Annotated in this window: 28 protein-coding genes; 20 read left to right on the top strand and 8 right to left on the bottom strand. The window is 70.2% G+C overall.

What is annotated here, in order from left to right; translation table 11 throughout:
- Window positions 1–9 precede the first annotated feature (9 nt).
- Window positions 10–1443 carry an MFS transporter gene (locus WJM96_RS08100; protein WP_424811964.1) on the top strand — a complete coding sequence of 478 codons (1434 nt, stop codon included), beginning with the start codon at window positions 10–12 and terminating at the stop codon, window positions 1441–1443.
- Here WJM96_RS08100 and WJM96_RS08095 read toward each other — a convergent pair whose 3' ends face one another.
- Together WJM96_RS08095 and WJM96_RS08090 are read right to left on the bottom strand one after the other, a co-directional pair.
- Window positions 1444–1794 (bottom strand): DUF1428 domain-containing protein, encoded by a 351-nt coding sequence (locus tag WJM96_RS08095; RefSeq protein WP_424811963.1) that lies wholly within the window; start codon window positions 1792–1794, stop codon window positions 1444–1446. It abuts the gene before it with no gap.
- Window positions 1795–1817: 23 nt separating this feature from the next.
- On the bottom strand, window positions 1818–2330 hold the full coding sequence (locus tag WJM96_RS08090; protein ID WP_424811962.1) for a winged helix-turn-helix transcriptional regulator: 513 nt from the start codon (window positions 2328–2330) through the stop codon (window positions 1818–1820).
- A 76-nt stretch (window positions 2331–2406) separates the two neighbouring features.
- On the opposite strand from WJM96_RS08090, the gene WJM96_RS08085 reads away from it, so the two are divergent.
- The 5 genes from WJM96_RS08085 (at window position 2407) to WJM96_RS08065 (ending at window position 6162) form a co-directional block, all read left to right on the top strand.
- Window positions 2407–3060 (top strand): glutathione S-transferase family protein, encoded by a 654-nt coding sequence (locus tag WJM96_RS08085; RefSeq protein WP_424811961.1) that lies wholly within the window; start codon window positions 2407–2409, stop codon window positions 3058–3060.
- A 77-nt stretch (window positions 3061–3137) separates the two neighbouring features.
- On the top strand, window positions 3138–3431 hold the full coding sequence (locus WJM96_RS08080) for an acyl carrier protein (protein ID WP_424811960.1): 294 nt from the start codon (window positions 3138–3140) through the stop codon (window positions 3429–3431).
- A 24-nt stretch (window positions 3432–3455) separates the two neighbouring features.
- Complete coding sequence (locus tag WJM96_RS08075; RefSeq protein WP_424811959.1) at window positions 3456–3884, top strand: 3-hydroxyacyl-ACP dehydratase FabZ family protein; 429 nt, start codon at window positions 3456–3458, stop codon at window positions 3882–3884.
- On the top strand, window positions 3884–4945 hold the full coding sequence (locus WJM96_RS08070) for a beta-ketoacyl-ACP synthase (protein WP_424811958.1): 1062 nt from the start codon (window positions 3884–3886) through the stop codon (window positions 4943–4945). The genes WJM96_RS08075 and WJM96_RS08070 overlap by 1 nt, the downstream gene beginning before the upstream one ends.
- On the top strand, window positions 4942–6162 hold the full coding sequence (locus WJM96_RS08065; protein WP_424811957.1) for a beta-ketoacyl synthase N-terminal-like domain-containing protein: 1221 nt from the start codon (window positions 4942–4944) through the stop codon (window positions 6160–6162). The genes WJM96_RS08070 and WJM96_RS08065 overlap by 4 nt, the downstream gene beginning before the upstream one ends.
- A gap of 3 nt (window positions 6163–6165) precedes the next feature.
- Here WJM96_RS08065 and WJM96_RS08060 read toward each other — a convergent pair whose 3' ends face one another.
- Genes WJM96_RS08060 through leuC form a run of 5 tightly spaced genes read right to left on the bottom strand, consistent with a single transcriptional unit; the run spans window position 6166 to window position 10520 of the window.
- On the bottom strand, window positions 6166–6924 hold the full coding sequence (locus WJM96_RS08060; protein WP_424811956.1) for a glucose 1-dehydrogenase: 759 nt from the start codon (window positions 6922–6924) through the stop codon (window positions 6166–6168).
- Complete coding sequence (locus WJM96_RS08055) at window positions 6917–7360, bottom strand: MarR family winged helix-turn-helix transcriptional regulator (RefSeq protein ID WP_424811955.1); 444 nt, start codon at window positions 7358–7360, stop codon at window positions 6917–6919. The genes WJM96_RS08060 and WJM96_RS08055 overlap by 8 nt, the downstream gene beginning before the upstream one ends.
- A 55-nt stretch (window positions 7361–7415) precedes the next feature.
- Window positions 7416–8504 (bottom strand): 3-isopropylmalate dehydrogenase, encoded by a 1089-nt coding sequence (gene leuB, locus WJM96_RS08050; RefSeq protein ID WP_424811954.1) that lies wholly within the window; start codon window positions 8502–8504, stop codon window positions 7416–7418.
- The gene (gene leuD, locus WJM96_RS08045) at window positions 8501–9124 is read right to left on the bottom strand and encodes a 3-isopropylmalate dehydratase small subunit (protein ID WP_424811953.1); all 624 of its coding nucleotides are present in this window, start codon (window positions 9122–9124) and stop codon (window positions 8501–8503) included. The genes leuB and leuD overlap by 4 nt, the downstream gene beginning before the upstream one ends.
- A 1-nt stretch (window position 9125) precedes the next feature.
- Entirely contained in the window at window positions 9126–10520 is a 1395-nt protein-coding gene (gene leuC, locus WJM96_RS08040) for a 3-isopropylmalate dehydratase large subunit (RefSeq protein ID WP_424811952.1), read from the bottom strand.
- A gap of 104 nt (window positions 10521–10624) precedes the next feature.
- On the opposite strand from leuC, the gene WJM96_RS08035 reads away from it, so the two are divergent.
- From WJM96_RS08035 to WJM96_RS07980, 12 genes are all read left to right on the top strand, one after another.
- A complete protein-coding gene (locus tag WJM96_RS08035) occupies window positions 10625–11362 on the top strand; it encodes an SDR family NAD(P)-dependent oxidoreductase (protein ID WP_424811951.1) in 738 nt (245 codons plus the stop codon).
- A gap of 10 nt (window positions 11363–11372) precedes the next feature.
- Complete coding sequence (locus WJM96_RS08030; RefSeq protein ID WP_424811950.1) at window positions 11373–12578, top strand: acyl-CoA dehydrogenase family protein; 1206 nt, start codon at window positions 11373–11375, stop codon at window positions 12576–12578.
- Entirely contained in the window at window positions 12571–13563 is a 993-nt protein-coding gene (locus tag WJM96_RS08025) for a phosphotransferase family protein (RefSeq protein WP_424811949.1), read from the top strand. Before WJM96_RS08030 ends, WJM96_RS08025 begins: the two co-directional genes overlap by 8 nt.
- Window positions 13556–13885: a DUF6285 domain-containing protein gene (locus WJM96_RS08020; protein WP_424811948.1), complete on the top strand. Its 330-nt coding sequence runs from the start codon at window positions 13556–13558 to the stop codon at window positions 13883–13885. The genes WJM96_RS08025 and WJM96_RS08020 overlap by 8 nt, the downstream gene beginning before the upstream one ends.
- Window positions 13882–16185 (top strand): cache domain-containing protein, encoded by a 2304-nt coding sequence (locus tag WJM96_RS08015; protein ID WP_424811947.1) that lies wholly within the window; start codon window positions 13882–13884, stop codon window positions 16183–16185. The genes WJM96_RS08020 and WJM96_RS08015 overlap by 4 nt, the downstream gene beginning before the upstream one ends.
- On the top strand, window positions 16185–16958 hold the full coding sequence (locus tag WJM96_RS08010; protein ID WP_424811946.1) for an MlaE family ABC transporter permease: 774 nt from the start codon (window positions 16185–16187) through the stop codon (window positions 16956–16958). Before WJM96_RS08015 ends, WJM96_RS08010 begins: the two co-directional genes overlap by 1 nt.
- On the top strand, window positions 16955–17641 hold the full coding sequence (locus tag WJM96_RS08005) for an ATP-binding cassette domain-containing protein (RefSeq protein WP_424811945.1): 687 nt from the start codon (window positions 16955–16957) through the stop codon (window positions 17639–17641). The genes WJM96_RS08010 and WJM96_RS08005 overlap by 4 nt, the downstream gene beginning before the upstream one ends.
- Entirely contained in the window at window positions 17638–18639 is a 1002-nt protein-coding gene (locus tag WJM96_RS08000; protein ID WP_424811944.1) for an MlaD family protein, read from the top strand. Before WJM96_RS08005 ends, WJM96_RS08000 begins: the two co-directional genes overlap by 4 nt.
- Entirely contained in the window at window positions 18636–19505 is an 870-nt protein-coding gene (locus WJM96_RS07995; protein WP_424811943.1) for a hypothetical protein, read from the top strand. The genes WJM96_RS08000 and WJM96_RS07995 overlap by 4 nt, the downstream gene beginning before the upstream one ends.
- 45 nt (window positions 19506–19550) lie before the next feature.
- Window positions 19551–20681, top strand: a complete 1131-nt coding sequence (locus tag WJM96_RS07990; protein WP_424811942.1) for a CaiB/BaiF CoA transferase family protein — start codon at window positions 19551–19553, stop codon at window positions 20679–20681.
- A gap of 62 nt (window positions 20682–20743) precedes the next feature.
- Window positions 20744–21904 (top strand): acyl-CoA dehydrogenase family protein, encoded by a 1161-nt coding sequence (locus WJM96_RS07985; RefSeq protein ID WP_424811941.1) that lies wholly within the window; start codon window positions 20744–20746, stop codon window positions 21902–21904.
- Between the two features lie 20 nt (window positions 21905–21924).
- Window positions 21925–22884: a tripartite tricarboxylate transporter substrate binding protein gene (locus WJM96_RS07980; RefSeq protein ID WP_424811940.1), complete on the top strand. Its 960-nt coding sequence runs from the start codon at window positions 21925–21927 to the stop codon at window positions 22882–22884.
- Here the strand turns inward: WJM96_RS07980 and WJM96_RS07975 are convergent.
- Complete coding sequence (locus WJM96_RS07975) at window positions 22881–24392, bottom strand: AMP-binding protein (RefSeq protein WP_424811939.1); 1512 nt, start codon at window positions 24390–24392, stop codon at window positions 22881–22883. The genes WJM96_RS07980 and WJM96_RS07975 overlap by 4 nt on opposite strands.
- Window positions 24393–24491: 99 nt before the next feature.
- On the opposite strand from WJM96_RS07975, the gene WJM96_RS07970 reads away from it, so the two are divergent.
- Window positions 24492–25250 (top strand): SDR family NAD(P)-dependent oxidoreductase, encoded by a 759-nt coding sequence (locus WJM96_RS07970; RefSeq protein ID WP_424811938.1) that lies wholly within the window; start codon window positions 24492–24494, stop codon window positions 25248–25250.
- Between the two features lie 2 nt (window positions 25251–25252).
- On the top strand, window positions 25253–26974 hold the full coding sequence (gene araD, locus WJM96_RS07965) for an L-arabinonate dehydratase (protein WP_424811937.1): 1722 nt from the start codon (window positions 25253–25255) through the stop codon (window positions 26972–26974).
- Window positions 26975–27000: the final 26 nt, after the last annotated feature.

Raw genomic sequence — 27000 nt, 5'->3', positions numbered from 1 at the left:
TAACCCTGGATGCCCGATACATTCCGCACCGACATCCCGCACCGGCTAGACCGGCTTCCCTGGGGCCGCTTCCACTGGCTGGTGGTGGTGGCGCTAGGCGTCACCTGGATCCTGGACGGGCTGGAGGTCACCCTCGTGGGATCGTTGGCGGGGGCGATCCATCAATCCCCGAGCCTACGCCTCACGGAAAGCCAGATCGGCCTCACCGCCTCGGCCTATCTGCTGGGGGCGGTGAGCGGCGCGCTGTTCTTCGGCTGGCTGACGGACCGGTTGGGCCGCAAACGCCTCTTCACGCTGACGGTGCTGGTCTATCTGACCGCGACCATCGCGACGGGCTTCTCCTGGGACTTCTGGTCCTTCGCCATCTTCCGCTTCTTCACCGGCGCGGGCATCGGCGGCGAATACGCGGCGGTGAATTCCGCGATCCAGGAGCTGATACCCGCACGGCGGCGCGGCACCACGGACCTCGCGGTCAATGGCACCTTCTGGGGCGGTGCGGCCATCGGCGCGCTGTCCTCGGTGCTGCTGCTGGACCCGGCGGTGATCGACCCTGAGCTCGGCTGGCGGCTGGCCTTCGGTATCGGCGGCGCGCTGTCCCTCATCGTGCTGCTGCTGCGCCGCTGGATCCCGGAAAGTCCGCGCTGGCTCATGACCCATGGCCGCCGGGAGGAGGCCGAGGCCATCGTGGGCGATATCGAGGCCTGGGTCGCGCGCGATACGGGCAGGCTGCCGCCGGTGGAGGGCAAGCCCATCGCGATCCGGCCGCGCAGCCACACCTCGCTCGGCGAAGTGGCGGCGACGATGTTCCGCACCTATCGCCAGCGTTCGGTACTGGGCGTGGTGCTCATGGCCTGCCAGGCCTTCTGCTACAACGCGGTCTTCTTCACCTACGCGCTCGTGCTGACGAAGTTCTATGGGATCGAGGCGCAGCATATCGGCTGGTTCATGCTGCCCTTCGCGCTGGGAAACCTGATGGGACCGCTGCTGCTCGGCCATTTCTTCGACAGCATCGGCCGCAAGCCCATGATCACGGCGACCTACGGCATCGCGGGCGTGCTGATGGCACTGACGGGCCTGGCCTTCGCCCAGGGCTGGCTGTCAGCCTGGGAGCAGACGCTGGCCTGGACGGTGATCTTCTTCTTCGCCTCCGCGGCGGCCTCGGCGGCCTATCTCACGGTGGGCGAGAGCTTCCCGCTGGAGATGCGCGCCATGGCGATCGCCCTGTTCTACGCCTTCGGCACGCTGGTCGGCGGCGTGGCGGGGCCTGCGCTCTTCGGCCATCTGATCGAGGGCGGCCAGCGCACGGACATCATGTGGGGCTATCTGCTCGGCGCCGCCCTGATGCTGATCGCCGCCGCGACGGAGTGGAAGCTGGGCTTCGCGGCGGAGGGGCGTTCGCTGGAGGAAGTCGCGCGCCCGCTCTCGCATGCAGGGGAGGAGTGATCAGAGATCCAGGATCTTGAAGCCGCCATAGATCATGCGCTTACCGTCGAACGGCATGTTGGTCATGGAGGGCTTGAGGCGCGGATCGGCCATGACCTTCGCATTGATGGCATCGCGGGCCTCGCGGCTTTCGTAGGTGATCCAGGAAAAGATCACCACTTCGTCTTCCTTGGCCAGGACGGCGCGGGGAAAAGAGGTCAGCTCGCCATAGGGCACGTCATCGGCGAGGCATTCCACGTAGTCGATCGCGCCGTGCTCCTTCCAGACGTCGCGGGCGAGGCGCGCCATCTTCCGGTATTCCTCGAGATTGGCCTGGGGAACCGCGAGAACGAAGCCGTCGACGTAAGGCATGATCTCTCTCCTTTGCGTGACCTTCAGGAAGAACCGGGGCGGTCGGAGACGGTTGCGAGAACGGCCAGGTAGGCCGCCCTCAGCTCCGCCCAGACGGATGTCGCGGGCGCCGGCGCGCCGAGATGCTGGTGCCGCAGCTCATCCATGAAGCGCCCCCAGAGCTCGGGCCCTCCCTGCTCCAGCAATTCGGCGCGGATGGACAGCTCGGGGGATACGGGGCGGTGCCGGCGGCCCCAGGCGCCCATCTGGGCCAGCAAGGGTAACAGCTGGATGGCGGGCTCGGTCAGGCTGTAGATGCCTTTCTGCCGGTGCGCCGGGTCGTCGCGGCGCGAAAGCAGCCCCGCCGCCACCAGCCGCTTTAGCCGGTCGGCCAGGATGTTGGAGGCGATGCCTTCCTCGGAATTCTGCAGCAGTTCCCGGTAATGGCGCCGGTTCCCGAACATGACATCGCGAATGACGATGAGGCTCCAGCGGTCGCCGAGAACCTCCAGCGTCAGGTTGATCGGGCAGCCCGAGCGTGGGTCGGTGAAATTCATGACTGCTTGCAAATCGGGATCGGTTTCGGCATAGGGGATCTGCTTGCACTATGCAATCAGAACGGGGAGCACGTCCATGAGCCTTGCCCTCTACAGCCATCCCTTCTCGGCCTACTGCCAGAAGGTGCTCGTCGCGCTCTACGAGAACGGGACCGCCTTCGAGTACCGCACGCTGGAGGAAAAGGCCTTCCAGGAGGAGCTCCACGCCATTTGGCCCTTCAAGCTCTTTCCCGTGCTGACCGACGGCCCCCGCCCCGTCCGGGAATCGAGCATCATCATCGAGTACCTGCAGCAGCAACACCCGGGCCCCGTCCGGCTGATCCCGCAGGACCCCGAAGCGGCGCTGGAGGTCCGCTTCATGGACCGGGTCTTCGACAATTACGTGCAGACCCCGATGTCCAGCATCGTCTTCAACAGCCTCCGCCCCGAGGACAAGCGTGATCCCTTCGGCGTCGAGCGGTGCCGCGCGCAGCTGGATACCGCCTATTCCTGGCTGAACGAGGTCATGGCCGCCCGCCGCTGGGCTGCCGGGGCCGAGTTCTCGATGGCCGACTGCGCCGCGGCGCCCTCGCTCTTCTACGCGGATTGGGTCCATCCCTTCGGGGACCGTTTCCCGCACCTGCGCACCTACCGGGAGAGGCTGCTGGCCCGGCCCTCCTTCGCCCGCGCAGTGGACGAGGCGCGGCCCTTCCGGCACTACTTCCCCCTGGGCGCGCCGGACCGGGACTGAGCCGGGAGGGAAGGAAGCTGGACAGCGCGCCTCATCCGCGCCAAATCCTGCCACCCGCCCCTACGGAGTCTGCCTGCATGAGCTCGGCATCGACTGAGACCTTTGACACGATCGCCGATATCATCGCGGAAACGGCCAATGTGGACCGGGAGAAGATCACGCCCCAGGCGCATGTGATCAACGACCTCGGCATCGACAGCCTGGATTTCCTCGATATCGTCTTCGAGATCGACAAGCGGTTCGGCATCAAGGTCCCCGTGGAGGCCTGGACCGAGCAGGTGAACAGCGGCAAGGCGCCGGCCGAGCAGTTCTTCGTGATGGGCAGCCTCGCGGACCGCATCGCCGAGCTCGTGGCCGCCAAGCAGGGCTGAGAATTGCGGCTCGAATACTTTGAGATGATCGACCGCGTCCGCGCCTTCGAGCCGGAGCGGTTGGTGGCGGAGGCCCGCGTCCCCGAGAAAAGCCCCGTCTTTGAGGGGCATTTTCCCGGCTTTCCCATCATGCCCGGCGTGCTGATGGTAGAAACCATGGCGCAGGCCTGCGGCTGGCTGGTCATCGCCCGCAGCAATTTCTCCCGCATCGCCCTGCTGGCCAAGGTGGAGCAGGCGAAGATGCGCGGCATGGTGAAGCCCGGCGCCTCCCTCGTCGTGACGGCCGAGCTCGTGCATGACGGCTCGGGCTACGCCGTGATGCGCGGCCAGCTGGCCGAGGGCGAGGCCCGCGTCGCCGAGGCCGAGCTGACGCTGCGGGTCGTTCCCTACCCCTCGCCGGATCTCGAGGCCGCCGTGCGGTCCCGCGCCGCGCAGATCGGGCTCGCGGCCTGATGCGGCGCGTCGCGATCACGGGGCTCGGGCTCGCCTCCTCGGCCGGCGAAGGGCGGGACGCGCATGCCGCCCTGCTCAACGGGGCGCCACCCGTGCTGGATGAGGCCCGCTTCGCGCCGCACCCCGTCCATCCCCTGGCTCCCATGCCGTTCGAGACCGCCATTCCACGCCGCGAGAACCGGCAGATGGAGAATTGGCAGCGCCTGGGCGTCTACGCGGCCGGCCTCGCTCTCGACGACGCGGCCCTGCGCGAGCGCGTGGCGGGCATCGACCTCACCGTGGCGGCCGGCGGAGGGGAGCGCGACACGGCGCTGGACGAGCAGATCCTCGCCGCGAAGCCGGACGCCCCGGGCCTGAACCGCATGCTCATGGACGGGCTGCGGCCGACGCTGTTTCTGGCGCAGCTCTCCAACCTGCTGGCAGGCTCGATTTCGATCGTGCACAACGTGGCGGGGTCCTCCCGCACCCTGCTGGGCGAGGAGATCGCCGGCGCCGAGGCGATCCGCGTCGCGGCACTGCGCATCGCGGCCGGGACGTCGGAAATCGGCCTCGCGGGCGCCGGCTTCATCGCCGAGCGGTCCGACAACCTGCTGCTTTACGCCATGGGCGGCGGACTGCATGCCGGGCCGTGGGCGCGGTTGCCGCAGCGCCAGGGCATGGTGCTGGGCAGCGCGGCGGCCTTCCTGACCTTCGAGGCAGCCGACGCGGCCTCCAACCCGCTCGCGATCCTCTCCCACATCGCGACCGACCAGGGGGCACCCGCGGGCCGGCCGGGGCGGCTGGCCCGGCTGATGGCCGGGCTGCCCGCCGCACGGCCGGGGCGGATCGTCATCTCCACCACCTCCGGAGCGCCCGGCCCGACGCGCGACGAACTCGCGGCGATCGGCGCCCTGCCGGACGTCTTCACTGGCAACCTGCTCGGCCATGCCGTGGAAGCCGCCTTCCCGATGGGCCTGGCGCTCGGCGTGCTCGCGATCCAGGCCGGCGCGCCGCAGGTGCTAGTCACCGGGACGGGCCAATGGCGCGGCGAGGCTGTGGCGATGCTGGAGGCCCCCGCATGAGAACGCGCATCGCCGTCACGGGCATCGGCCTGGTCACCGCACTCGGCTTCGGCGCGGAAGCGAATTGGGGCGCCCTCGCCGCCGGGCGCTCGGGCGTCCGCCACATCACACGCTTCGATGCCACCGGCATGCGCGCCACCATCGCCGCCTGCGTGGACCTGCCCGAGGACAAGCCTGGCCAGCCGCTCTCCGTCGCCAAGCGCGTCGAGCGCATGGGCGAGATGGCCATCGCCGAGGCACTGGCCCAGGCGGGGCTGTCCGCGCCCTTCGGCGGCCCGCTCGCCTTCGGCATGCCGCCGGTCGAGATGGAATGGCCGCAGCGCGCGAGCTTCGGCGCGGAGAACTACGCGCAGCTGTTGGCCGGCGCCCCGGGGCACCAGGAATTCTACGAGGAGTTCCTCTTCGGCGGCTCCGGCGCGCGGCTGGCCGAGCGTTTCGGCACCACCGGCGTGCCGCAGATCGTGACCACCGCCTGCGCGTCCGGCGCCTCGGCCATCCAGCTCGCCATCGAGGCGATCCGGCGCGGCGAGGCGCCGATGGCCATCGCCGGTGGTTCCGAGGCCAGCCTGCAGACCGAGACGCTGATCCGCTTCGGGCTGCTCCAGGCGCTCTCCACCCAGAACGAGCGGCCGGAAGCGGCCTCGCGGCCCTTCACCCTCTCGCGCGACGGCTTCGTGATGGGCGACGGCGCGGGCGCCCTGATCCTGGAGACCGAGGAGCACGCCCGCGCGCGCGGCGCGACCATCCTCGGCTACGTGCTGGGAACGGGCGAGGCCGCCGACACCTTCCACCGGACCCGCTCCTCGCCGGACGGGGCGGCGATCATCCGATCCATGGCGGATGCGATCGCCGATGCGGGGCTGGAGCCAAGCGCGATCGGCTACATCAACGCCCACGGCACATCGACGCCCGAGAACGACAAGATGGAGGCGCTGGCCATCCGCGCCCTCTTCGGCGAGGCCCCGCCGCCGGTCAGCTCCACCAAGTCGATGATCGGCCATACGCTCTCCGCCGCCGGTGCCATCGAGGCGGCAATTTGCCTGCTGGCTTTGCAGCATCAGACCCTGCCGCCGACCATCAACCAGGACGACGTGGACGAATCCCTCGGCCTCGACACGGTGCCGCAGGCGCGCCCGCACGGCTTCCGGGCGGCGCTGTCCAATTCCTTCGGCTTCGGCGGCCAGAACGTGTCCGTGGTGCTCGGCGCGGCGGATTGAGGATCAGGCGGCGAGGAAGCCGCCATCCACGCTGAGCGCGTGGCCGGCCACGAAGCTGCCCTCGGAAGACAGGAGCCAGCAGACGGCGGCGGCGACCTCCTCCGGCCGGCCCAGCCGGCGCAGCGGTAGCCCGGCCGCTACCTGCGCCATGTCGGCGATGCCGGAAGCGAGCATCATCTCCGTCTCCACGCGGCCGGGCGAGACGGCGTTGATGCGGATGCCGCGCGGCGCATATTCCATGGCGGCCGCGCGGGTAAACGCCAGGGCAGCAGCCTTGGAGGCGGCATAGAGCGCCAGTCCCGGATTGGGATTCCGAACGCCGCTCACGCTCGCATTGTTCACGATGGCCCCGCCGCCGCCCGCCTCCATCGCGGGGATCTGATGGCGCAGCGCATGGAGCAGGGAACGGAGATTGGTATCGAGCACCTGGTCGTACACCGCGTCCGTTTGCTCCGCGGCCAGGGCGCGCCGTTCCTGGAAGCCGGCATTGTTGAAGGCGGCGTCCAGCCGGCCGAACTCGCGCATCGTGATGGCGACGAGGCGCTGCATCTCTTCATCCCGCCGGACGTCCGTCAGGACGAAGAGGGCACGGGCGCCCGCGTCACGCACGGCCTGCGCGGCCGCCTCGCCCTCCGCTGCGCGGCGCCCGGCGATGACGACGGCCGAAGCGCCCTCCCCCGCCATGCGCAGCGCGGTGGCAAGGCCGATGCCGCTGCCGCCACCGGAAACGAGGCAGACCTTGCCCGCGAGAAGCTCACCCATCGCCATCCTCCATCCGTCCCTGCGCGAGCGCCGCCGCATAGGCACCGAGAGCGCCGGCCAGCGCGCGTCGTGACGCCGGTTCCATCCGCACCAGCGCCGCCGAGACTTGGCGCTCCGCAAACCGGTCGATACGGGCGAGCGTGGCCCTGCCCTTCGGCGTCATGGAGACCGGCCTGGCGCGGGCGTCGGTCTCGCTGGGCCGGGCCACGATCTCTCCCGCCGCGGACAGCTTGGCCAAGAGGCGGCTGACGCTGGACTTCTCCAGCAGCAGCACCTCGCAGAGCTCGGCAGCGGTCAGGGAGCCGCGCGCCCCGATCTCCACGAGCGCATGCACGGCGGAAGGCGACAGGTCGGTGCCGGCGAGGGTCGGGCGCATGAAGCCCAGCTCCCGCACCAGCCGCCGCGACGCGGCGCGGATATCGGCGATATCGGACATAGTTGTATTATACAACTATTTGCACCGCACCGCCAGCGGCGCGGGACAGCCGCTTTCAGAGTTCCGCGATCACCGCATCGCCCATGGCGCGGGTCGAGAGCGTGCTCTCCCCGGGGCCCGCGATATCGGCCGTGCGCGCTCCCTTCGCGAGCGCGCGATCCACGGCCGCCTCGAGATGCGCGGCATCCGCCGGCCGCTCCGCGCTCCAGCGGAGCATCATCGCGACGGAAAGGATGGCGCCGAGCGGATTGGCGATGCCCTTCCCCGCGATGTCGGGGGCGGAGCCATGGATCGGCTCATACAGCGCGCGCCGCCGCCCCTGCCCATCGGGCGCGGAGAGCGAGGCCGAGGGCAGCATGCCGAGCGAGCCGATGATGGCGCCGGCCGCGTCGCTCAGCAGGTCGCCGAAGAGGTTGTCCGTCACCAGCACGTCGAAGCGCTTCGGATGGCGAGCGAGCTGGATGGCGCAATTGTCGGCCAGCATGTGCTCGAAGCCGACGTCGGGGAACTCGGACTGATGGATGCCCGTCGCGATCTCGCGCCAAAGGGCGCCGGCCTCCATGACATTGGCCTTGTCCACGCTGGTCACGTGGTTGCGCCGCGTGCGCGCGAGGGCAAAGGCGAAGCGCACGGCGCGCGCAATCTCGGCCTCGGTGTAGCTGTGCGTGTTGATGCCGCGGCGGCTGCCGTCGGGCAGCGTCTCCACCCCGCGCGGGGTGCCGAAGTACATCCCCGCCGTCAGCTCCCGCACGAAGATGAGATCCACGCCATCCGTGACGCGGCTCTTGTAGGGGCTGGCCTCGGCGAGCGCGGACGGCATCCGCACGGGGCGCATGTTGGCGAAGACGTCGAGCGCCTTGCGCATCCGCAGCAGCGAGCCCTTGCGCCGCTCCTCGGGCGGAATGATGCCGGCCTGGTCCAGGCTTCCGGTCGCGCCGAAGAGGATGGCGTCGGCAGCCTCGATCTGCCCCCAGGTCTCGTCCGGCATCATCGTGCGGTGCTTGAGCCAGTTGGTCATGCCGAAATCGCGCTCGGCGAGGCTGAGCTCCAGGCCGCGATGCGCCGCGAACCACTCCAGCGCACGCACGGCCTGGGCCGTCACCTCGGGGCCGACACCGTCGCCGGCCAGTACAAGAACCTTCAAGCCACACTCTCCCAAGCCCAGCCATGCGCCGCGCGGTCGCGCTCGCGGAAGGCGGCGATGGCGTCGGCGTGCTTCATGGTCAGCGAGATGTCGTCGAGACCGTCCAGCATCGCCTCGCGCTTGCGGTCATCCACGGTGAAGGGAATGGCCTCGCCACGCGGGGTGATCACCAGCTTGCGTTCCAAGTCCACGGTGGTGCGGGCATTGCCCGGTGCCTCCTCCGTCTGCTCGGCGATGCGGCGGATGGCCTCGATGGGCAGCTTCACCGGCAACAGCCCGTTCTGGAAGCAGTTGGAGAAGAAGATATCTCCGAAGCTCGGCGCGATCACGCAACGCACGCCCATGCCCATCAGCGCCCAGACCGCGCCCTCGCGCGAGGAGCCGCAGCCGAAATTCTCGTCCGCCAGCATGATGGGGCTGCCGCGATAGGGCGGCTGGTTGGGGATGAAGTCCGGATTGTCGGCGCCGCCCGCCACGTAGCGCCGCCGCTCGAAGGCATAGGGGCCGAGCCCCTCGCGGCCCGAGCCGACGAGGCGCTGGATCGGGATGATCACGTCGGTATCGACATTGGCTTCCATGAGCGGAATGGCCGTGCCCTCGACCGTGCGGAAGGCCTGCATCTCAGTAGCTCCTCACATCCACGATGGCGCCGGCCAGCGCGGCAGCCGCGGCCATGGCGGGCGAGGCGAGATGCGTGCGCGCCCCCGTGCCCTGCCGCCCCACGAAATTGCGGTTGGAGGTCGAGACGCAGCGCGCGCCGTTGGGAACCGTCTCGCCATTGGCGGCGACGCAGAGCGCGCAGCCCGGCTCGCGCCATTCGAAGCCGGCCTCGCGGAAGCGATGGTGCAAGCCCTCGGCCTCCGCATCGGCCTTCACCTGCTCGCTTCCGGGCACCACCCAGGCCGTCACGTGCTCGGCCTTCTTGCGGCCCTTGATCACGTCGGCGGCGGCGCGCAGGTCCGAGAGGCGCGAGTTGGTGCAGCTGCCGATGAAAACCCAGTCCACCTTGGTGCCCGCGATCTTCTGCCCCGGCTCCAGCCCCATGTAGCGCAGCGCGGCTTCGAGGCCCGCGCGGCGGCTCGGCACCGTGTCTTCCAGCGCCGGGACATGGCCGGTGACGTCGGCCACCATCTCCGGGCTCGTGCCCCAGGTGATCTGCGGCGCCAGCGTCGAGACGTCGATCACCTCGTCGCGCGTGAAGCGCGCATCGGGGTCGGAAGGCACCTGGCGCCAATCGGCGAGCGCCGCGTCCCAGGCCGCACCCTTCGGCGCGAAGCGGCGGCCCGCGATGTATTCGAAGGTGGTGTCGTCGGGCGCGACCATGCCCGTCTTGGCGCCCATCTCGATCGACAGGTTGCAGAGGGTCAGACGCTCCTCGACGCTCATGGCCCGCACGGCGCTGCCGGCATATTCCATCGCCATGCCCGTGCCGGCCGCCGCGCTGAAGCGCCCGATGGCGGCCAGGATCATGTCCTTCGCGGTGACGCCCGCCGGGCGCACGCCCTCGTAGCGGATGCGGAAGGTGCCGGGGCGTCGCTGCGGCAGGGTCTGCGTGGCCAGGGCGTGCACCAGCTCGCTGGACCCGATGCCGAAGGCCAGCGCGCCCATGCCGCCATTGGTGCAGGTGTGGCTGTCGCCGCAGGCGACCGTCAGCCCCGGCAGCACGATGCCTTGCTCCGGTCCCACCACATGGACGATGCCGTTGCCCGGCGTGCCGATGTCGAAGATCCGCACGCCCTGCTTCGCCGATTCCTCACGCAGCGAGGCCAGGAGCTTCGCTCCCTGGGGATAGGTATGCTCCGTACGTCCCGGCGCGCTGGAAAGCGCATGGTCCGGCACGGCGAAGACCTTGTTCGGCTCGGCTACGCGACGGCCCTTTTCGGCGAGCTCCCGCATCGCTCGGCCGCCGCTGAGGTCATGCACCAGCAGCCGGTCCAGATAGAGCAGCGACCATCCCTCGCCGAGATCGGCGATCACCCGCCGGTCCCAGATGCGGTCGAACATGGTGCTCGCCATTTCCCGTCCACTCCCCGTCCGTTCTTGAGGGCAGCATAGGCCCGGGTTGACCCGCAAGGCAGCCCCCCCGATCCTCCGCGCGCCGCATTGCGGGAGGATGGAACGTGTTCAATCTGGAGGGCCGCAGAGCCCTCGTGACGGGGGCCTCCGGCCTCCTGGGCGGGCATTTCGCCCGGGTACTCCACAAGGCCGGGGCGGAGGTCGTGCTGGCGGCGCGCCGCATCGAGGCCTGCGAGGCGCTGGCGGCCGAGCTCGGCCCGCGCGCCAGTGCAGTGAAGCTCGACGTGCAGGACGAGGCGAGCATCGCCGCCGCGCTTGATCACGGCCCCGTCTGCGACATCCTCGTGAATAATGCCGGCATCGCCGCCACCCGCGGCTTCCTCGACCAGACCGCGCGGGACTGGGACGGCGTGCTCGACATCAACCTGCGCGGTGCCTTCCTGGTGGGCCAGGCGGCGGCGAAGCGGATGGTCGCGGCGAAGAGCGGCGGCTCCATCATCAACATCGCCTCCATCCTCGGCCTGCGCATCATCCCCGGCGTCGCGGGCTATACGGCGGCGAAGGCGGGCCTGATCCAGCTGACGCGGCAGATGGCCGTGGAGCTCGCGCGCCATTCCATCCGCGTGAACGCCATTGCCCCCGGCTACATCGCCTCCGAGCTCAATGCCGAGTTCTTTGCCTCGGAGGCAGGGCAGGCCATGATCCGCCGCGTACCGCAGCGGCGCCTCGGCAAGCCGGAGGACCTCGACGGCGCGCTGCTTCTGCTGGCCTCCCAGGCGGGCGCACACATGACCGGCTCCGTCATCACGGTCGACGGCGGCCACTCGATCAATCCCATCTGAAGGCAGCACCATGGACTTCACCCTCGACCCCAAGAGCGAAGCGAAGCGCCAGGCCGTCCGCGCCTTCGTCAACGACCGCCTCATCCCGCTGGAGGCCGACCGCGCCAGCTATGACGAGCACGAAAACATCGCGCCCGCGCTGCTGAAGACGCTGCGCGCCGAGGTGAAGGCCGCTGGCCTCTGGTGCCTGCAGCTGCCCGAGGAGATCGGCGGCCAGGGCCTGCCCTTCACGGGCATGGCGGCGTGCTACGAGGAGATGAACCGCTCCATCTTCGGACCGGTCTGCTTCAACTCCGCCGCGCCGGACGACGGCAATATGATGGTGATGAACAAGGTCGCCACCCAGGCGCAGAAGGACTGGTGGCTGATGCCGGTCGTGCGCGGGGACGTGCAATCCGCCTTCGCGATGACCGAGCCCGGCGGCGCCGGCAGCGACCCGGGAATGACCTACACCTCCGCCGAGCGCGTCGGGAACGACCGTTGGCGCATCACCGGCCGCAAGTGGTTCATCACCGGCGCCGGCGAGGCGCACAACTTCATCCTGATGGCCAAGACCAGCGACGATCCGCGCAAGGGCCTTACCGCCTTCCTCTTCCACAAGGACGCGCCGGGCTGGGAGATCGTCCGCCGTATCCCGATCATGGGGCCGGAAGAACATGGCGGGCATTGCGAGCTGAAGTTCGACGGGCTGGAGATTCCCGACGAGAACCGCCTCATGGGCGTAGGCGACGGGCTGAAGCTGACGCAGATCCGCCTCGGCCCCGCGCGACTCACCCACTGCATGCGCTGGACCGGCATGGGCCGGCGCGCGCTGGAGATCGCGCAGGCGCATACCGAGCAGCGCTCCACCTTCGGCACGAAGCTCGCCGACCGCGAATCCGTGCAGATGATGGTGGGCGAGGCCGCGATGCAGCTCGACATCAGCCGCATGCTGACCATGCGCGCCGCCTGGAAGCTCGACCAGGGCGACTTCGCGCGGAAGGAGGTCAGCATGGCGAAGATCGTGGCCGCCGATGCGCTTCACAAGGCGGCGGACACGGCGATCCAGCTGCTGGGCGCCAAGGGCTATTCCAAGGACACGCCGGTCGAATGGATGTACCGCTACGCCCGCCAGGCGCGGCTGGTTGACGGCGCGTCGGAGGTGCATCGCATGGTGCTGGCGAACTTCCTCCGGCGCGAGGGCAGCGACTTCTTCGGCTGGGGCCACCATGGATGAGGCGCGCCGCGCGGCGCTGACCGGCTGGCTGACCGAAGCGGCGGGCGTGCCCGTCGCGATCACGGCGGCGGAACTGCTCTCCGGTGGCGCCATCCAGCAGAACTGGGCGATCTCCGTCACGCGCGGCGGCGTGCCCGAGGAATGGGTGCTGCGGACCGACAATGCCGCCACCCTCGCCGTCTCTCTGCCGCGCGAGGCCGAGTACGCGCTTCTGCGCGCGGCCTTCGCGGCGGGGGTGACCGTGCCGGAACCCCTTTTCGGTTGCCCCGATGCGGGCGTGATCGGCGCGCCCTTCTTCGTGATGCGCCGCGTAGGCGGCATCGCGACCGGCTTCCGGCTTGCCAAACAGGCGGCATCCACCGGTGGGGACGACGCGCTGGTCCGCGCGGCCGGCCAGGAGATGGCGCGCATCCACACCATCCGCCCGCCGCGCGACGACCTCGCCTTCCTGGGCGAGCCGCCAGCCGATGCGGGCATCGCCTTCATCGCCGCCATGCGCGCCCGGCTGGACGCCGCGGGCACGCCCCGCCCGGCGCTTGAATGGGGGCTTGCCGCGCTGCAGCGACACTTGCTTCCCCCCCTGCCCGCCGTGCTGTGCCACAATGATTTCCGGACAGGGAATCTGATGGTGGACCAGCATCGCGTGACCGCCGTGCTCGACTGGGAGTTCGCCGCCTGGGGCGACCCGCATGCGGATCTGGGCTGGTTCTGCGCGCCGTGCTGGCGCTTCGGCAATCTGGGGCTGGAGGCCGGCGGTCTCGGCTCCCGCGCCGCGCTGCTGGAAGGCTACGGCCCGGGTGCCGACCCGTCCCGCCTGCCCTTCTGGGAACTCGCGGCCAGCATCCGCTGGGCCGTGATCGCTGCCGACCAGGGCGCCCGCCATCTCTCCGGCCAGGAACGCGGGCTGGAGCTGGCGCTCACCGCCCACATCATCCCGGAGCTGGAGATGGACATCCTGCGGCAGGCGGAGGCGCTCGATGCTTGAAGCCCCCGACGCGGCGGACCTGCTGGCCACCGCCCGCGCCTCGCTGCTGGAGAAACTGCTGCCGGCCCTGCCGCCGCATCTGCACTACGAGGCACGGATGGCCGCCAATGCGCTCGCCATCGCGGGCCGTGCGATCGGCGCCGACGCGGCGGCAGTGGAAGCCCGGCTCGGCCGCCTCGCGGGGGACCAGGCGGGCTTCGCGCGCCGCATCCGCGCGGGCGAGTTCGCCCCCGGCACCCCCCAGCATGCCGAGGCCGCTTCCGTCCTCGCCGAGCTGGTCAGGCTGCGCTGCTCCGTCAGCGCGCCGCGCGCGCTGAAATGAGCGACGCCCAGGGGCTCGACAGCCGGCGCCAGGCGGCGCTGCGTGTGCTGCTGCCCCTGGGAGGCGTGCTGCTCATCGTGGGCGCCCTCGCCTCGATCGCGCTCTATGGCTATCAGGCCAACCGTCGCGGGGCGCTGGACCTCACCGAGAGCCTGCTGACCGACCTGCAGTCCCGCATCGGCCGGGAGGTCGAGATCTTCTTCCTCTCCTCCGAACGCGCTGTGCGCCTCTCGCGCGAGCTTTTCGTGGGCCAGGACGTGCGGGGAGAGCGGCGCGAGACGCTGGAGCATTTCGGCCAGGCGATGCTGCGGGAGCTCCCGCAGGTCTCGCTCTTCATGGCGGCCGATGCCCAGGGGAACTACCTCGCCGTGCGGCACCGGCGCGAGGGGGGCTTCACCTCCTTCATCATCCGCAACTCGCCCGGGCCCCGCCGGCTCACCCAGCGCAGCTTCGACCCGAATGGCCGCCTCCTGGGCGAGGAGGAGCAGCCGGAGAACAATTTCGACCCCCGCACCCGCCCCTGGTACATCGAGGCGACGCAGGATGACGACGAGGCCTGGACGGAGCTCTATCGCTTCTTCACGGACCGCATGATCGGCGTGACGGTCGCGACTGCGATCCGGCGTCCGCCATCGCCCGAGCCGACAGGGGTCATCGCCCTCGATATTTCGCTGCGCTCGCTCTCGGCCTTCCTCGCGAGCCTCGAGATCGCGCGCAACGGCCGCGCCGTCATCATCGACCGTAACGGGCGCGTCGTCGCCTATCCGGACTTCGCCGTCACGATGCGGACCGCGCCGGATGGCGAGACGCCGCTCAGGCTCGACGAGCTGGGCGACCCCGTTCTGGCCCGCGCCTATGACCGCACGCGGCTGGAGGGCGACTTTAGATCCGTCGAGACGGTCGATGGGCAGCGCCACATCATCATGACGACCTCGCTGCAGGACCAGGCGGTCGCGGGCTGGCGGCTGCTCGTCGCCGTGCCGGAAAGCGACTTCACGGGCTTCGTGGACACCAACTCCCGCCGCGTCCTCGTCATGGCGCTCGGGGTCGTCGCCTTCGTTCTCGTGCTGGCCCTGCTGCTGATCCGCCAGGGCCTGCGCGCGGACCGCGCCGCGCGGCACCTGCTGCGTGAGCGCGCGAGCATCGCCTCGCAATCCGCCGCCTTCTCCGAACTGGCGGGATCGCCCGCGCTCTTCGACCCGGGATCGCCGCTTCCGCCGGAACTGACGGAGCGCATGGCGCGCGTGACCGGTGCCGCGCGGGCCTGCATCTGGCGCCTTTCTCCCGACGGGCGGAGCCTGACGCTGGAGGACAGCTTCGATTCCGACCGCATGGGCCACACCGGCGACGCCCGGCTGCTGCGGGAGGAGATGCCCGCCTTCTTCTCGCGCCTGGCTTCCGGCGAGCCCATCCTCGTGGAGGATGCCGCCACGAAGCCCGAGACGGCGGCGCTTCACCGGGCCTGGCTCAGCCCGCTCGGCACCCGCTCCGTGCTCGCAGTGCCGATCCAGCATGGCGCGCGTAACCTCGGTGTGGTCTGGGTCGAGGATGCGCGCCACGCCAGCGGGGGACTGCAGTTCCTCGGCGCGGTGGCCAGCCTCCTCGCCGTTCGCGCCGCCGGCGGCGCGGGCAAGCTGGCCGAGCGCGCCGCGGCGGTCCATGCGCTCGAGCCCGAGGCCAGCAAGCCCGAATCCACGACCAGCTTCGTCGACACCGCGCTCTGCGCGGCGCTGGGCAGCGAGATTCTCGCGGACGTCTATCCGCAGGCGGCGGTGATGGTTCTGCGTTTCACCGATCCCCTGGCACTGGGCGGCCGCCGTGGCGGCGGCACCACCGGCACCCTCTTCGAACGCCTCGCCCATGGGCTGGAACGCGCCGCCGGGCAAAGCGGCATTCCCTATCTGCGGGTGCTGGGCACCCAGGTCGTGGCCGCGACCGGCCTCGGCCCGGAGGCCGATCCAGCGCCCGCCAACGAGATCGCGGATTTCGCGCTCGCCGCGCGCAAGCTCTGCACGACGCTGTTCGAGGAGGCAGGAGGTGAGCCCGCCTTCCGGATCGGCATGGACCTCGGCATCGCCTTCGGCGGCCGCGTGGGCCCGGGCGAAGGCTTCCTCAACCTCTGGGGCGAGGCCGTCACCCTGGCCGGCCATATGGCCGACAGCGCGCCGCTGGGGGGTATCCAGGTGACCGCCGCGCTGTATGGCGCGGTGTCCGGCCAGTTCCTCTTCCGTCCCCGTGGCGCCTTCCTCATGCCGCGCCATGGCCGGAAGGCGAGCTACGTCCTGGCAGCGGCGCTCTGATGCTCGCTGCGATCGGCAGGCCCTTCCGGCAAAGCTTCCTGGAGCTGCTGCACGTCCTGGCGCTTTGCGTGCATTTCATCGCCTGGGGCATGCGCCCCTTCGGGCGCCCGTTGCCGGAACGACGCGAGTTCTTCCGCCGTCTCCGCCAGGCCTTGCTTGGCGGCATGCTGCCCAGCCTCGTCCTCGGCGTGCTCATCGGCATGGGCCTGGTCTTCCAGGGCATCACCTGGGCGGGTGCCGCCGATCAGCGCGGGCTGCTGGCCACCGTGCTGGTGACCGTCCTGGTGCGGGAGCTGGCACCCGTCCTCATCGCCACGCTGATCCTGGGCCGCTCGGGCATCGCGGTCGCGGCGGACCTCGGCGCGCTCCGCGCGACGGGTGCGGAGCGCGCGCTGACCCTGCAGGGCGTGGACCTCGTGCGGCTCTACGCGGCGCCGGCCGCCGTGGCCCAGTCGCTCTCCTGCCTCACCCTCGGGATCATCTTCGTGGCGGTCGCGCTCGTCTCGGGCAGCGCCTTTGCCGCCCTCCTGGGCGGACAGTCCGAAGCGATCCTCGGCTCGCTGAACGATGTGCTGCGCGCGATGAGCCCCGCCGATGTCGTGATCTTCCCCGCGAAGCTGCTGGTCACCGGCATGCTGGTGGGTGCCGTCGTGGCCCATACCCCGCTGACCGCGCCGCGCAACACGCGCACGTCGCAACTTCTTCCGGCCTGCTTCGTCCGCGGCGTGCTGGCGATCCTGACATCCTCCGTCGTACTGAGCCTCGCCGTATGAGCACCTCGATGCCTCCCGCGCTGGAACTGAAGGATGTGCATACATCCGAAGTGGGCGAACGCTTCTCGCTGACGCTCCATCCGGGCGAGATGGCCCTGATCCAAGCCGAAGAGCTCGCCAGCCTCTCCCGCTTCACCGAGCTTTGCCTCGGCCTCCTCCCCATCACCGGCGGCGAGGTAAGGGTCTTCGGCCGGGACTGGCGGGCGCTGCGGCCCGAGGAGGTGCGGCGCCAGCGCGCGCGGATCGGCGCGACCTTCCTGCACGGCGGCTGGCCGCCCCACCTTACGGTCGCCGAGAGCATCATGCTGCCGGCCCTGGAACACCGGATATCCGACGAGGAGCCTCTGCGCGAACGTGCCTCCGATCTCTGCCGCCGCTTCGGGCTGCCGGGCATGCCGCTCCAGCCCCCCGAGCATCTATCGCCGGCCGAGCTCGCCGCCGCGGCCTGCGCGCGCGCCCTTCTGATGCGTCCGGACCTCCTGATACTCGAGCGCCCGCTGCTGGGCGGTCTGGTGGACGAGCTCCGGCTACCGCTGCTCGATGCCATCGCCGCCGCCTATCCCATCGCCTGCGTCTGGCTGACCTCCTCGCTGTCGCGATGGACCGACCAGGCCGTTCCCGACGCACACCGCTACCGCCTCAGCCAGCAGGGGCTGATGCAGGTGAGGGGCTTCTCGGCATGAGCGCCCCCCGCCCCTGGCGCGCCCGGATGAACGGCGACGAGTGGATCGGCCTCATCGTGCTGCTTGCCGTGCTCATCTTCCTCGGCGCCGTGCTGCAGGCTGGCGTGCTGCGCGACTGGCTGACTCCCTCGGCCACGCTGCGCGTCCTGCTCCCGAACGAGGGTATCGGCGGACTCTCGGTCGGCGCAGAGGTCGAGGTGCTGGGCACCCGCGCGGGCACCGTGCGCCGCGTGGTCATCGCGCCCGCCGCCCGCCTCTATGCCGAGGTCCAGCTGGACGAACAGGCCAAGGCTTTCGTCCGCCGCGACTCGGTCGCGACCATCCGCAAGCGCTACGGTGTCGCCGGCGCGGCCTTTCTGGATATCGCGCGGGGCACCGGCGCGCCGCTCGACTGGAATTTCGCCGTGATCGAGGCGAATTCCGACCGGGCCCCGACCGAAACGCTGGGTGCCATCTTCGACGAGGTGCGAGGCAAGGTGATGCCCATTCTGGACGATCTCGGCCGCGCGGCGCACAGCCTGTCGGAGACCGCCGCGCGCATCCAGCGGGGCGAAGGCTTCGTCGGCCGCCTGGTCTCCGACGACGAGATGAGCGGCCAGGCCCGGGACATGCTGGCCGAGGTGCGATCCATGATGGACACGCTCCGCCGCGTGCTCGCCAGCGCGGAAACCGCGGCGGCCGAAGGCGCGCGTTTCACAGGCAGCCTGAACGGCCCGCAAGGCGTGCCCTCCTTGCTCCGGCGCGCGGATTCCATGATGGCCGACCTCCAGCGCGTCACGCGGGAGCTCGCCCGGATGGCGCCGCGCGGCCAACCCCTGGTCCGCAGCGCGGAGGAAAGCCTGGCGGAGGTGCCCGCCCTCCTGCTCCAAGCGCAGTCCACCGCACGTGAGCTGGAGCAGCTGACGGCCCAGCTTCGTACGCTCTGGATCCTCGGCGGCGGTGGTCCACCCGCGCCCCCCGAGCGCCAACGGGTGCCGGTGGAACGGATCCGGCCATGAGAACGCTGCTGGTCCTGCTGCTGCTCGCCGCGTGTTCCTCGCGCAGCCCGGGGCCTGCCCCGGTGCAGCCGGATGAGACGCTGAACCAGCAGCTCCGCATCGGCCGCCTCGCGCTCGAAGCGGGGCGCAACGCGGAAGCGGCGCGCCTTTTCGACCGGGCCCTGGTTCGCGCGAGGGAACGCGATTCAGCGACCGAGATCGCCGACGCCGCCACAGGAAGCAGTGTCGCATTGCTGGGCCAGGGCCGGGCGGCGGAGGCAGGCCAGCAGGCGGCGCGCGTTGCGGCCGAGTTGCGCCGGAGGGGCACGCCCGTCCCGCCGGACCTGATCCTCGCCGAGGCGGTGGCGCGCTTCCGCCTGGGCGAATTCGACGCGGCGACCGCGCTTCTCACGCCGCTCCGCGCTTCGCCCGACCAGGACGTGATGCGGCGCGCGAGCTTCATCGAGGGGCTGATCGCCGGCGCGCGGCGCGATCCCGTGGCGCTCGCCCAGGCCAGGGGACGGATCGGCACGCCGGAAGGCCGCTCCTTCCAGGCCGACGCCGCCGAGCTTGCGGCCATGGCGGCGTTGCTGAACCGCGACGAATCCACAGCCTTCGCGGAGGCCGAGCGCGCCGCTGGCCTTCGCCGCGATACGCTCGACTACCGGGGCATCAGCCGGGCGCTGGAACTTTCGGCCGATGCCGCGCGCCAGTCCGGCCTGCCGGAACGCGAGGCGGATTTCGCGCTGCGCGCCGCCCTCGGCGCCAGTTCGCGCGGCGACAAGGCGGAAGCGCGGCGCCTGATGTTGCGCGCGCGTTCCGTCACGACGGACCCACGCATGCGGGATACCATCACGCGCGAGCTGGCCGCCCTCGACGCGCGCTGACGCGGCGCCTAGCCTTCATCCCAAGAACTTCGAGGGAGACACGCCATGGGTCCGCTGGCCGGCACCATCGTCCTGGAAATCGCCGGCATCGGGCCCGGACCGTTCTGCGCCATGTTGCTGGCCGATCTCGGCGCGGAAGTCATCCGCATCGAGCGATCCGAGGGGCCGGCGGGATCGCGGCAGGACGTGCCGCTGCGCAACCGGCGCTCGCTGGCCCTGGACCTCAAGCAGCCGGCGGCGGTGCAGGCGGTCCTGCGCATGGCCGAGAAGGCCGACGTGCTGATCGAGGGCTTCCGCCCCGGCGTGATGGAGCGCCTGGGCCTCGGCCCGGCGGCGGTGCAGGCGCGCAACCCGAAGCTGATCTATGGCCGCATGACGGGCTGGGGCCAGGAAGGCCCGCTGGCGCCGCGCGCCGGGCACGACATCAACTACATCGCGCTGACCGGCGCGCTCCACGCTATGGGCCGCGCGGGCGAGCCCCCTGCCCCGCCGCTCAACCTCGTGGGCGACTATGGCGGCGGGGGGATGTTGCTGGCGATGGGCGTCCTGGCCGCGCTGGTGGAGCGCGGGCGCAGCGGCCAGGGCCAGGTGGTGGATGCCGCCATGGTCGATGGCGCCGCGCTGCTCATGGCGCCCATCTACGGCATGATGGCGCGCGGCCGCTGGTCGGATGCGCGCGCCTCCAACCTGCTCGACGGCGCGGCGTCCTTCTACGACACCTATGCCTGCGCCGATGGCGACTTCGTCGCCGTGGGCCCGATCGAGCCGCAGTTCTTCGACGAGATGGTGGCGCGCATGGGCCTCGATCCGAAGCTCTTCGAAGGGCGGATGGAGCCGGGGCGCTGGCCCGCGCACAAGGCACTACTCGCCGCGGCCTTCGGCGCCAGGCCGCGCGCGTATTGGACGGCGCTCTTCGCCGACAGCGATGCCTGCGTGGCGCCGGTCCTCTCGATGCAGGAAGCACCGCACCATCCGCACAACGCCGCGCGCGGCACTTTCGCGACGCTGGAAGGCACGGTGCAACCGGCCCCCGCCCCGCGCTTCTCCCGCACGCCCGGAGAACTGCGCCGCCCGCCGCCGCTACGCGGCGAGCACAGCCACGAGGTCCTGGCGGAATTCGGCTTCTCGGCGGAGGAGATCGAGGCTCTGGCCACGCGCGTGCCCGCCCAGGCCTGAAACCGCGCTTCCGCCGCGGCGGATCGCGCTCTAGCCTCTCCCGCAACAGGGGAGTACGTCCAATGGACACGCACGCCGCAGGCTCGATCCGCGCCCGCAATGTCTTCACCGCCGAACATGAGATGTTCCGCGAGCAGGTCCGCCGCTTCGTGGAGCGCGAGATCGTGCCGCATCACCGCGACTGGGAGCGCACGGGGCTGGTCCCACGCGAGCTGTGGAAGAAGGCCGGCGCACAGGGCCTGCTCTGCACCATGGTGGCGGAAGAATATGGCGGCGGCGGCGGGGATTTCGGCCATGCCGCCGTGGTGATGGAGGAGCTGGCGCGCGCCGGCGCCTCGGGCGTGGCCTTCCAGCTCCATTCCGACATCATCGTCCCCTATGTCAGCGCCTATGCCAGCGAGGAGCGCAAGCGCGACTGGCTGCCCCGCATGGCCTCGGGCGAGATGATCGGCGCCATCGCCATGACCGAGCCCGGCATGGGCAGCGATCTCAAGGCCGTGCGGACCCGCGCGGTGCGCGACGGCGATCACTGGGTCATCAACGGCAGCAAGACCTTCATCTCCAACGGGCAGAATGCGGGCCTCGTGATCGTGGTCTGCAAGACGGATCCAGAGGCCGGGCGCCGCGGCATCTCGCTCATCGGTGTCGAGGAAGGAACGCCGGGCTTCAGCCGCGGCCGCAACCTCGAGAAGATCGGCATGCATGCGCAGGACACGTCGGAGCTCTTCTTCGAGGATGTGCGTGTGCCGGCCGGGAACCTTCTCGGCGAGGAGAATGGCGGCTTCCGCCACCTCATGCACCAGTTGCCGCAGGAGCGCCTGATCATCGCGCTGCGCGCCGGCGTGGTGATGGAGACGATGCTCGAGAAGACCATCGCCTACACGAAGGAGCGGCAGGTCTTCGGCCATTCCGTGTTCGATTTCCAGGTGCACCGATTCAAGCTGGCCCAGGCCAAAGCCGAGATCGCCATGTATCGCGTCTATCTGGACGACTGCATCGCGCGCCACATGCGCGGCGAGCTTTCGGGCGAGGACGCGGCCGCCGCCAAGCTGCTCGGCACCGAGATGCAGAACCGGCTGCTGGACGACTTCCTGCAGATGCATGGCGGCTACGGCTACATGGCCGAATTCGACATCGGCCGCGCCTGGACCGATGCGCGCGTGGGCCGGATCTATGGCGGTTCGAGCGAGGTGATGCGCGAGATCATCGCGCGCACGCTCTAAGAAGAAAGGAAGCAGGAGCCATGAAACGTCGCGAGCTTCTGGCAGGGGCCATTGCCGCCCCCGCCTTCGCGCCCGGCCTTTCCCGGGCGCAGAGCTTTCCCACCCGGCCCATCACCATCCAGATCTCCTTCCCGGCGGGTGGCGCCACGGATGTGCAGATGCGCGGCTTCGCCGAGGCCGCGACGCGCGCCTTCGGCCAGCAGGTGATCATCGAGAACCGCCCCGGCGGCGGCGGCACGCTGCCGGCAGCCAACATGCGGAACACCAGGCCCGACGGCTATACCATCGCGCAGTTCGCGCTGCCCGCCATCCGCCTGCCCTTCATGCAGCGGATGGCCTTCAACCCGCGCACGGACTTCACGCCCATCATCCATCTCACCGGCTACCTGTTCATGGTGCTGATCCGGGCCGAAAGCCCCTATCGCACCTGGGCCGACCTCGTGGCCGACGCCCGGCGGCGGCCCGGCGCGCTGAAGTTCGGCAATACAGGCGCCAACGGCACGCCGCATCTGACCATGATCGACCTGGCCGAGCGCGAGCGCCTGGAGGTCACGCATGTGCCCTTCCGCGGCGAGGGCGACGGCATCCCCTCCCTGATGGGCGAGCATATCGATGCCATGGCCGCGGGCTCCGGCGCGATGCAGCTGATCCTCGACGGGAAGCTCCGGCCGCTGAACGTCTGGTCCCGCAGCCGGGCGCCGAAGCTGCCCGATGTGCCGACCCTGATCGAGCTGGGCTACGACAACATGGTCGTGACCTCGCCCTACGGTCTCGTCGGGCCGCTCGGCATGGATCCGGAGATCGTGGCCCGGCTGCATGACGGCTTCCGCACGGCCGCGCACGACCCGCAGCATATCGCGACGCTGGCGCGGCTCGACATGCCGCTGGAATATCTCAACAGCGCCGACTACGGCCGCTTCATCGCCCGCACGGCCGACGAGGAGGAAGCGCGCGTCACGCGCCTTGGGCTCAGGATCTAGTTGTAGCGTTCCTTCAGCACGCGCCGGAGGAGCTTGCCCGCCTCCGAGCGCGGCAGCTCCTCCAGGAATTCCACCGCGCGCGGGATCTTCGGGCCCGCCAGATGCGCGCGGCAATGGGCGATGAGCTCGGCGGCGAGCATGTCGTCGCCCTCACCGAGCGGTACCACCAGCGCGCGCGGGCGTTCGCCGAACTCCTCGTCCTTCACGCCGATGACCGCCGCCTCGCTGACGCGCGGATGCTGCGCCAGCACGCTCTCGATCTCCGCCGGATAGACGTTCACGCCGCCCGAGAGAATGAGATCGGCGCGCCGGTCGGAGAGAAAGAGGAAGCCCTCCGCATCGACCCAGCCGAGATCGTGCAGCGTGGCCCAGCCGCGCTCGTTGTAGGCCTGCGCCGTCTTGGCGGGATCGTTGTGATAGGCGAAGCGCGCGCCGCCCTCGAACCAGATGCGCCCCGTCTCGCCCGGCGGCAGCTCGCGGTTCTCGTCGTCGGCGATATGGATCCTGCCATAGGCGGGACGGCCCACGCTGCCCGGCTTCCGCAGCCAGTCCGCGCTGTCGATGATGACGGTGCCGATGCCCTCGCTGCCCGCGTAGTACTCGCGCAGGATCGGCCCCCACCATTCGATCATCCCGCGCTTCACGGCGGGCGGGCACGGCGCCGCCGCATGGATGGCACAGCGGTGGCTGGATAGGTCGTATCGCGCGCGCACCTCCCCCGGCAGCGCCAGCATGCGTACGAACATGGTAGGCACCCATTGGCTATGGGTAATGCGCTGCTTCTCGATCGTGGCGAGGCACTGTTCCGCGTCGAACTTCTTCAGGATCACCGAGGTTCCGCCATGGTCCATCGCCCGCTGCACGTAGCGGTTGGGGGCCGCGTGATAGAGCGGCGCGGGGGAGAGGTAGATGCTGTCCTCGCCGAAGCCGTAGAAAGGCTTCCAGGTCATGTCGAATTCGGGGTTCAGCCGGTCCGCGAAGGGAATCAGGGGGCGGCGGATTCCCTTCGGGAGCCCCGTGGTGCCGGACGAGTAGAGGAATTCCCGCCCGATCGGCCTCTCGCCCTCTGGCCAGGTCGTGGGCTGGCCGTCGAGCAGGGCGCCGAAGGGTTTGAAGCCGGCAAGCGCGCCGTCGACGGCGAAGCGGTGCGGTACCTCCGAAAGATCCAGCGCCGCGACCAGCGAAGCGAGATGCGCCGAAGCGAACAGCGCCCGCGCGCCCGAATCCGTCAGCACATGCGCGACCTCGGGCGGGCGCAGATGGATCGAGAGCGGCGTCACCATCAGGCCGGCGCGCTTCGCGCCATAGGTCAGGATCAGGAAGTCGGGCCCGTTCTCCAGCGAGAGCGCGATCCCCTCGCCCGGCTGGAGCCCCAGCGCGATCAGCCCATGGGCCGCTTGGTTGGCCCGCGCGTCGAGCTCGGCGAAGGTCAGGCTCGCGCCCGTATCCGGAAATATCGCGCAGACCTTGCCGGGCGTAAGCGCGGCATGGCGGGCCAGCAATGGCATGGACGTCCCCCTGGTTGTTGCCCGACAGGTTCGGACCGCCGCGCGGGTTGCGTCAATGCGGATCGCGTGGTGCCTTAGGATCGTAGCCAGGAGGAAAACATGGACGTCAAGAATGCGGTCGCCATCGTCACCGGCGGGGCTTCGGGCCTCGGTCTCGCCACGGCACGGCGGCTTGCCGCGAAGGGCGCGAAGGTCCTGATCGCCGATCTCGCCACCTCCCATGGCGCCGACGTCGCGAAGGAGCTGGGCGGCGGCTTCGCGGTCGCCGACGTGGCCGACGAGGTCAGCATGCAGGCGGCTGTGGAGCAGGCCGAGGCGATGGGCCCCGTGCGCGTCCTGGTGCATTGCGCGGGCCGCGGCGGGCCGCTGCGCCTCATCGAGAAGGACGGCTCCGCCGGCAGCCTCGCGCACTTCCAGGAAGTCATCCGGGTCAACCTGACCGGCACCTTCAACGCCGTGCGCCTCGCGGCCGTCGCCATGGCCAAGACCGACCCCATCGAGGGCGAACGCGGCGTCTGCATCCTGACCGCCTCCATCGCGGGCATCGAGGGGCAGATCGGCCAGATCCCCTACGCGACCTCGAAGGCGGGCGTCATCGGCATGACGGTCGTCGCGGCGCGTGACCTCGCGAGCAAGAACATCCGTGTCTGCACCATCGCGCCCGGCATCTTCGACACCCCCATGCTTCAGCGCCTGCCGGACGCCATCAAGGCCTCGCTGGCGCAGGGCGTGCCCAACCCCCACCGCCTCGGCATCCCCGACGAATACGGAAAGCTGGCCATGAGCATCATCGAGAACGGCTACCTGAACGGCGAGACCATCCGTCTCGACGGCGCGCTTCGCATGGCGCCGCGCTGACCATGGCGAAGAAACCCGAGGAGCTCCGCAGCCACCGCTGGTTCGGCACCGAGACCATGCGCTCGGCCAACCATCGTTCGCGTCTTCTTCAGCTTGGCTTCGACTATCCGGAGTTCCGCGGGAAGCCGGTGATCGGCATCATCAACACCTGGTCCGACCTGATGCATTGCCACGGCCATTTCCGTGAGCGCGCGCAGGATGTGAAGCGCGGTGTCTGGCAGGCCGGCGGCGTGCCGATCGAGCTGCCGGCCATGGCGCTGCCGGAGGTCTTCCAGAAGCCCTCCACCATGCTGTACCGCAACTTCCTTTCGATGGAGACGGAGGAGCTCGCGCGCTCCCTGCCCATCGACGGGCTGGTACTGATGGGCGGCTGCGACAAGACGGGCCCGGGCCTGATCATGGGCGCCATCAGCATGGGGCTGCCCACCATCTACATCCCAGCGGGCCCGATGCTGCGCGGCAACTGGCGCGGCAAGAAGCTCGGCTCCGGCAGCGACGTCTGGAAGTACTATGCCGAGCTGCGCGCGGGGAACATCACGCAGCAGGATTGGAACGACATGGAGGCCGGGCTGTCGCGCTCGGCCGGCACCTGCATGACGGCGGGCACGGCCAGCACCATGGCCCTGGCGGCCGAGGCGATGGGCCTCACCCTTCCCGGTGCGGCCAGCATCCCGGCGGTGGATTCCGGCCATGCGCGCATGGCCTCGGGCGCGGGCTCCCGCATCGTGGGCATGGTGTGGGAGGACCTGACCATCGCGAAGCTGCTGGACCAGCGCAGCCTCGACAATGCGGTGGCCGCGACGATGGCCTTCGGCGGCTCCACCAACGCCATCCCGCACCTCATCGCCATGGCGCGGCGCGCGGGCATCGAGATGGACCTGGAGCGCTTCGACCAGATCAGCGCGCGCGTGCCGCTGATCGCGAACCTGCGCCCCAATGGCGACACCTATCTGATGGAGGATTTCTACTACGCCGGCGGCAGCCGCGCCTTCCTGGCCACGCTGGCGCCGCACCTGGCGCTGGACGCGGTGACGGTGAACGGCACGCTCGGTCAGCAGATCGAGGGCGCCGAGGTCTTCGACGCCGACATCATCCGCCCGCTCGACAAGCCGCTGCAGCCCGAGGGCGGCGTGGCCATCCTGCGCGGCACGCTGGCGCCCGAGGGCGCCGTGATCAAGCACAGCGCCGCGAGTCCGGAGAAGCTGGTCCATACCGGACCCGCGATCGTCTTCGAGGACTACGAGGACCTCGATGCGCGCATGGATGACCCGGACCTGCCGGTGACCAAGGACAGCGTGCTCATCCTGCGCTGCGGCGGCCCCATCGGCGCCCCGGGCTTCCCGGAATGGGGCATGATGCCCATCCCGAAGAAGCTGCTGAAGGAGGGCGTGCGCGACATGGTGCGCGTGTCCGACGCGCGCATGTCGGGCACCAGCTACGGCACCTGCGTGCTGCACGTGGCCCCGGAAGCGGCGCTGGGCGGGCCGCTGGCGCTGGTGCGCGATGGCGACCTCGTGAAGCTCGACGTGCCCGGTCGGCGGATCGACCTGCTGGTGGACGCGGCCGAGCTCGCCGCGCGCCGTGCCGAATGGAAGCCTCGCAAGGCGCTGCAGGAACGCGGTTGGACCGGCCTCTACCAGCGCAGCGTGCGACAGGCGGATACGGGCTGCGACATGGACTTCCTGGAGCGGGGCGCGCCCACGCCAGAGCCGGAGATCCACTAGCGTCCGGCCCCCTTCGACGGACCCGC

The sequence above is a fragment of the Roseococcus sp. YIM B11640 genome, from assembly GCF_049727625.1.
Lineage (GTDB): Bacteria > Pseudomonadota > Alphaproteobacteria > Acetobacterales > Acetobacteraceae > Roseococcus.
The sequence above is the reverse complement of the archived record's forward strand: the minus strand, read 5'-3'. Positions and strand labels throughout refer to the sequence as shown.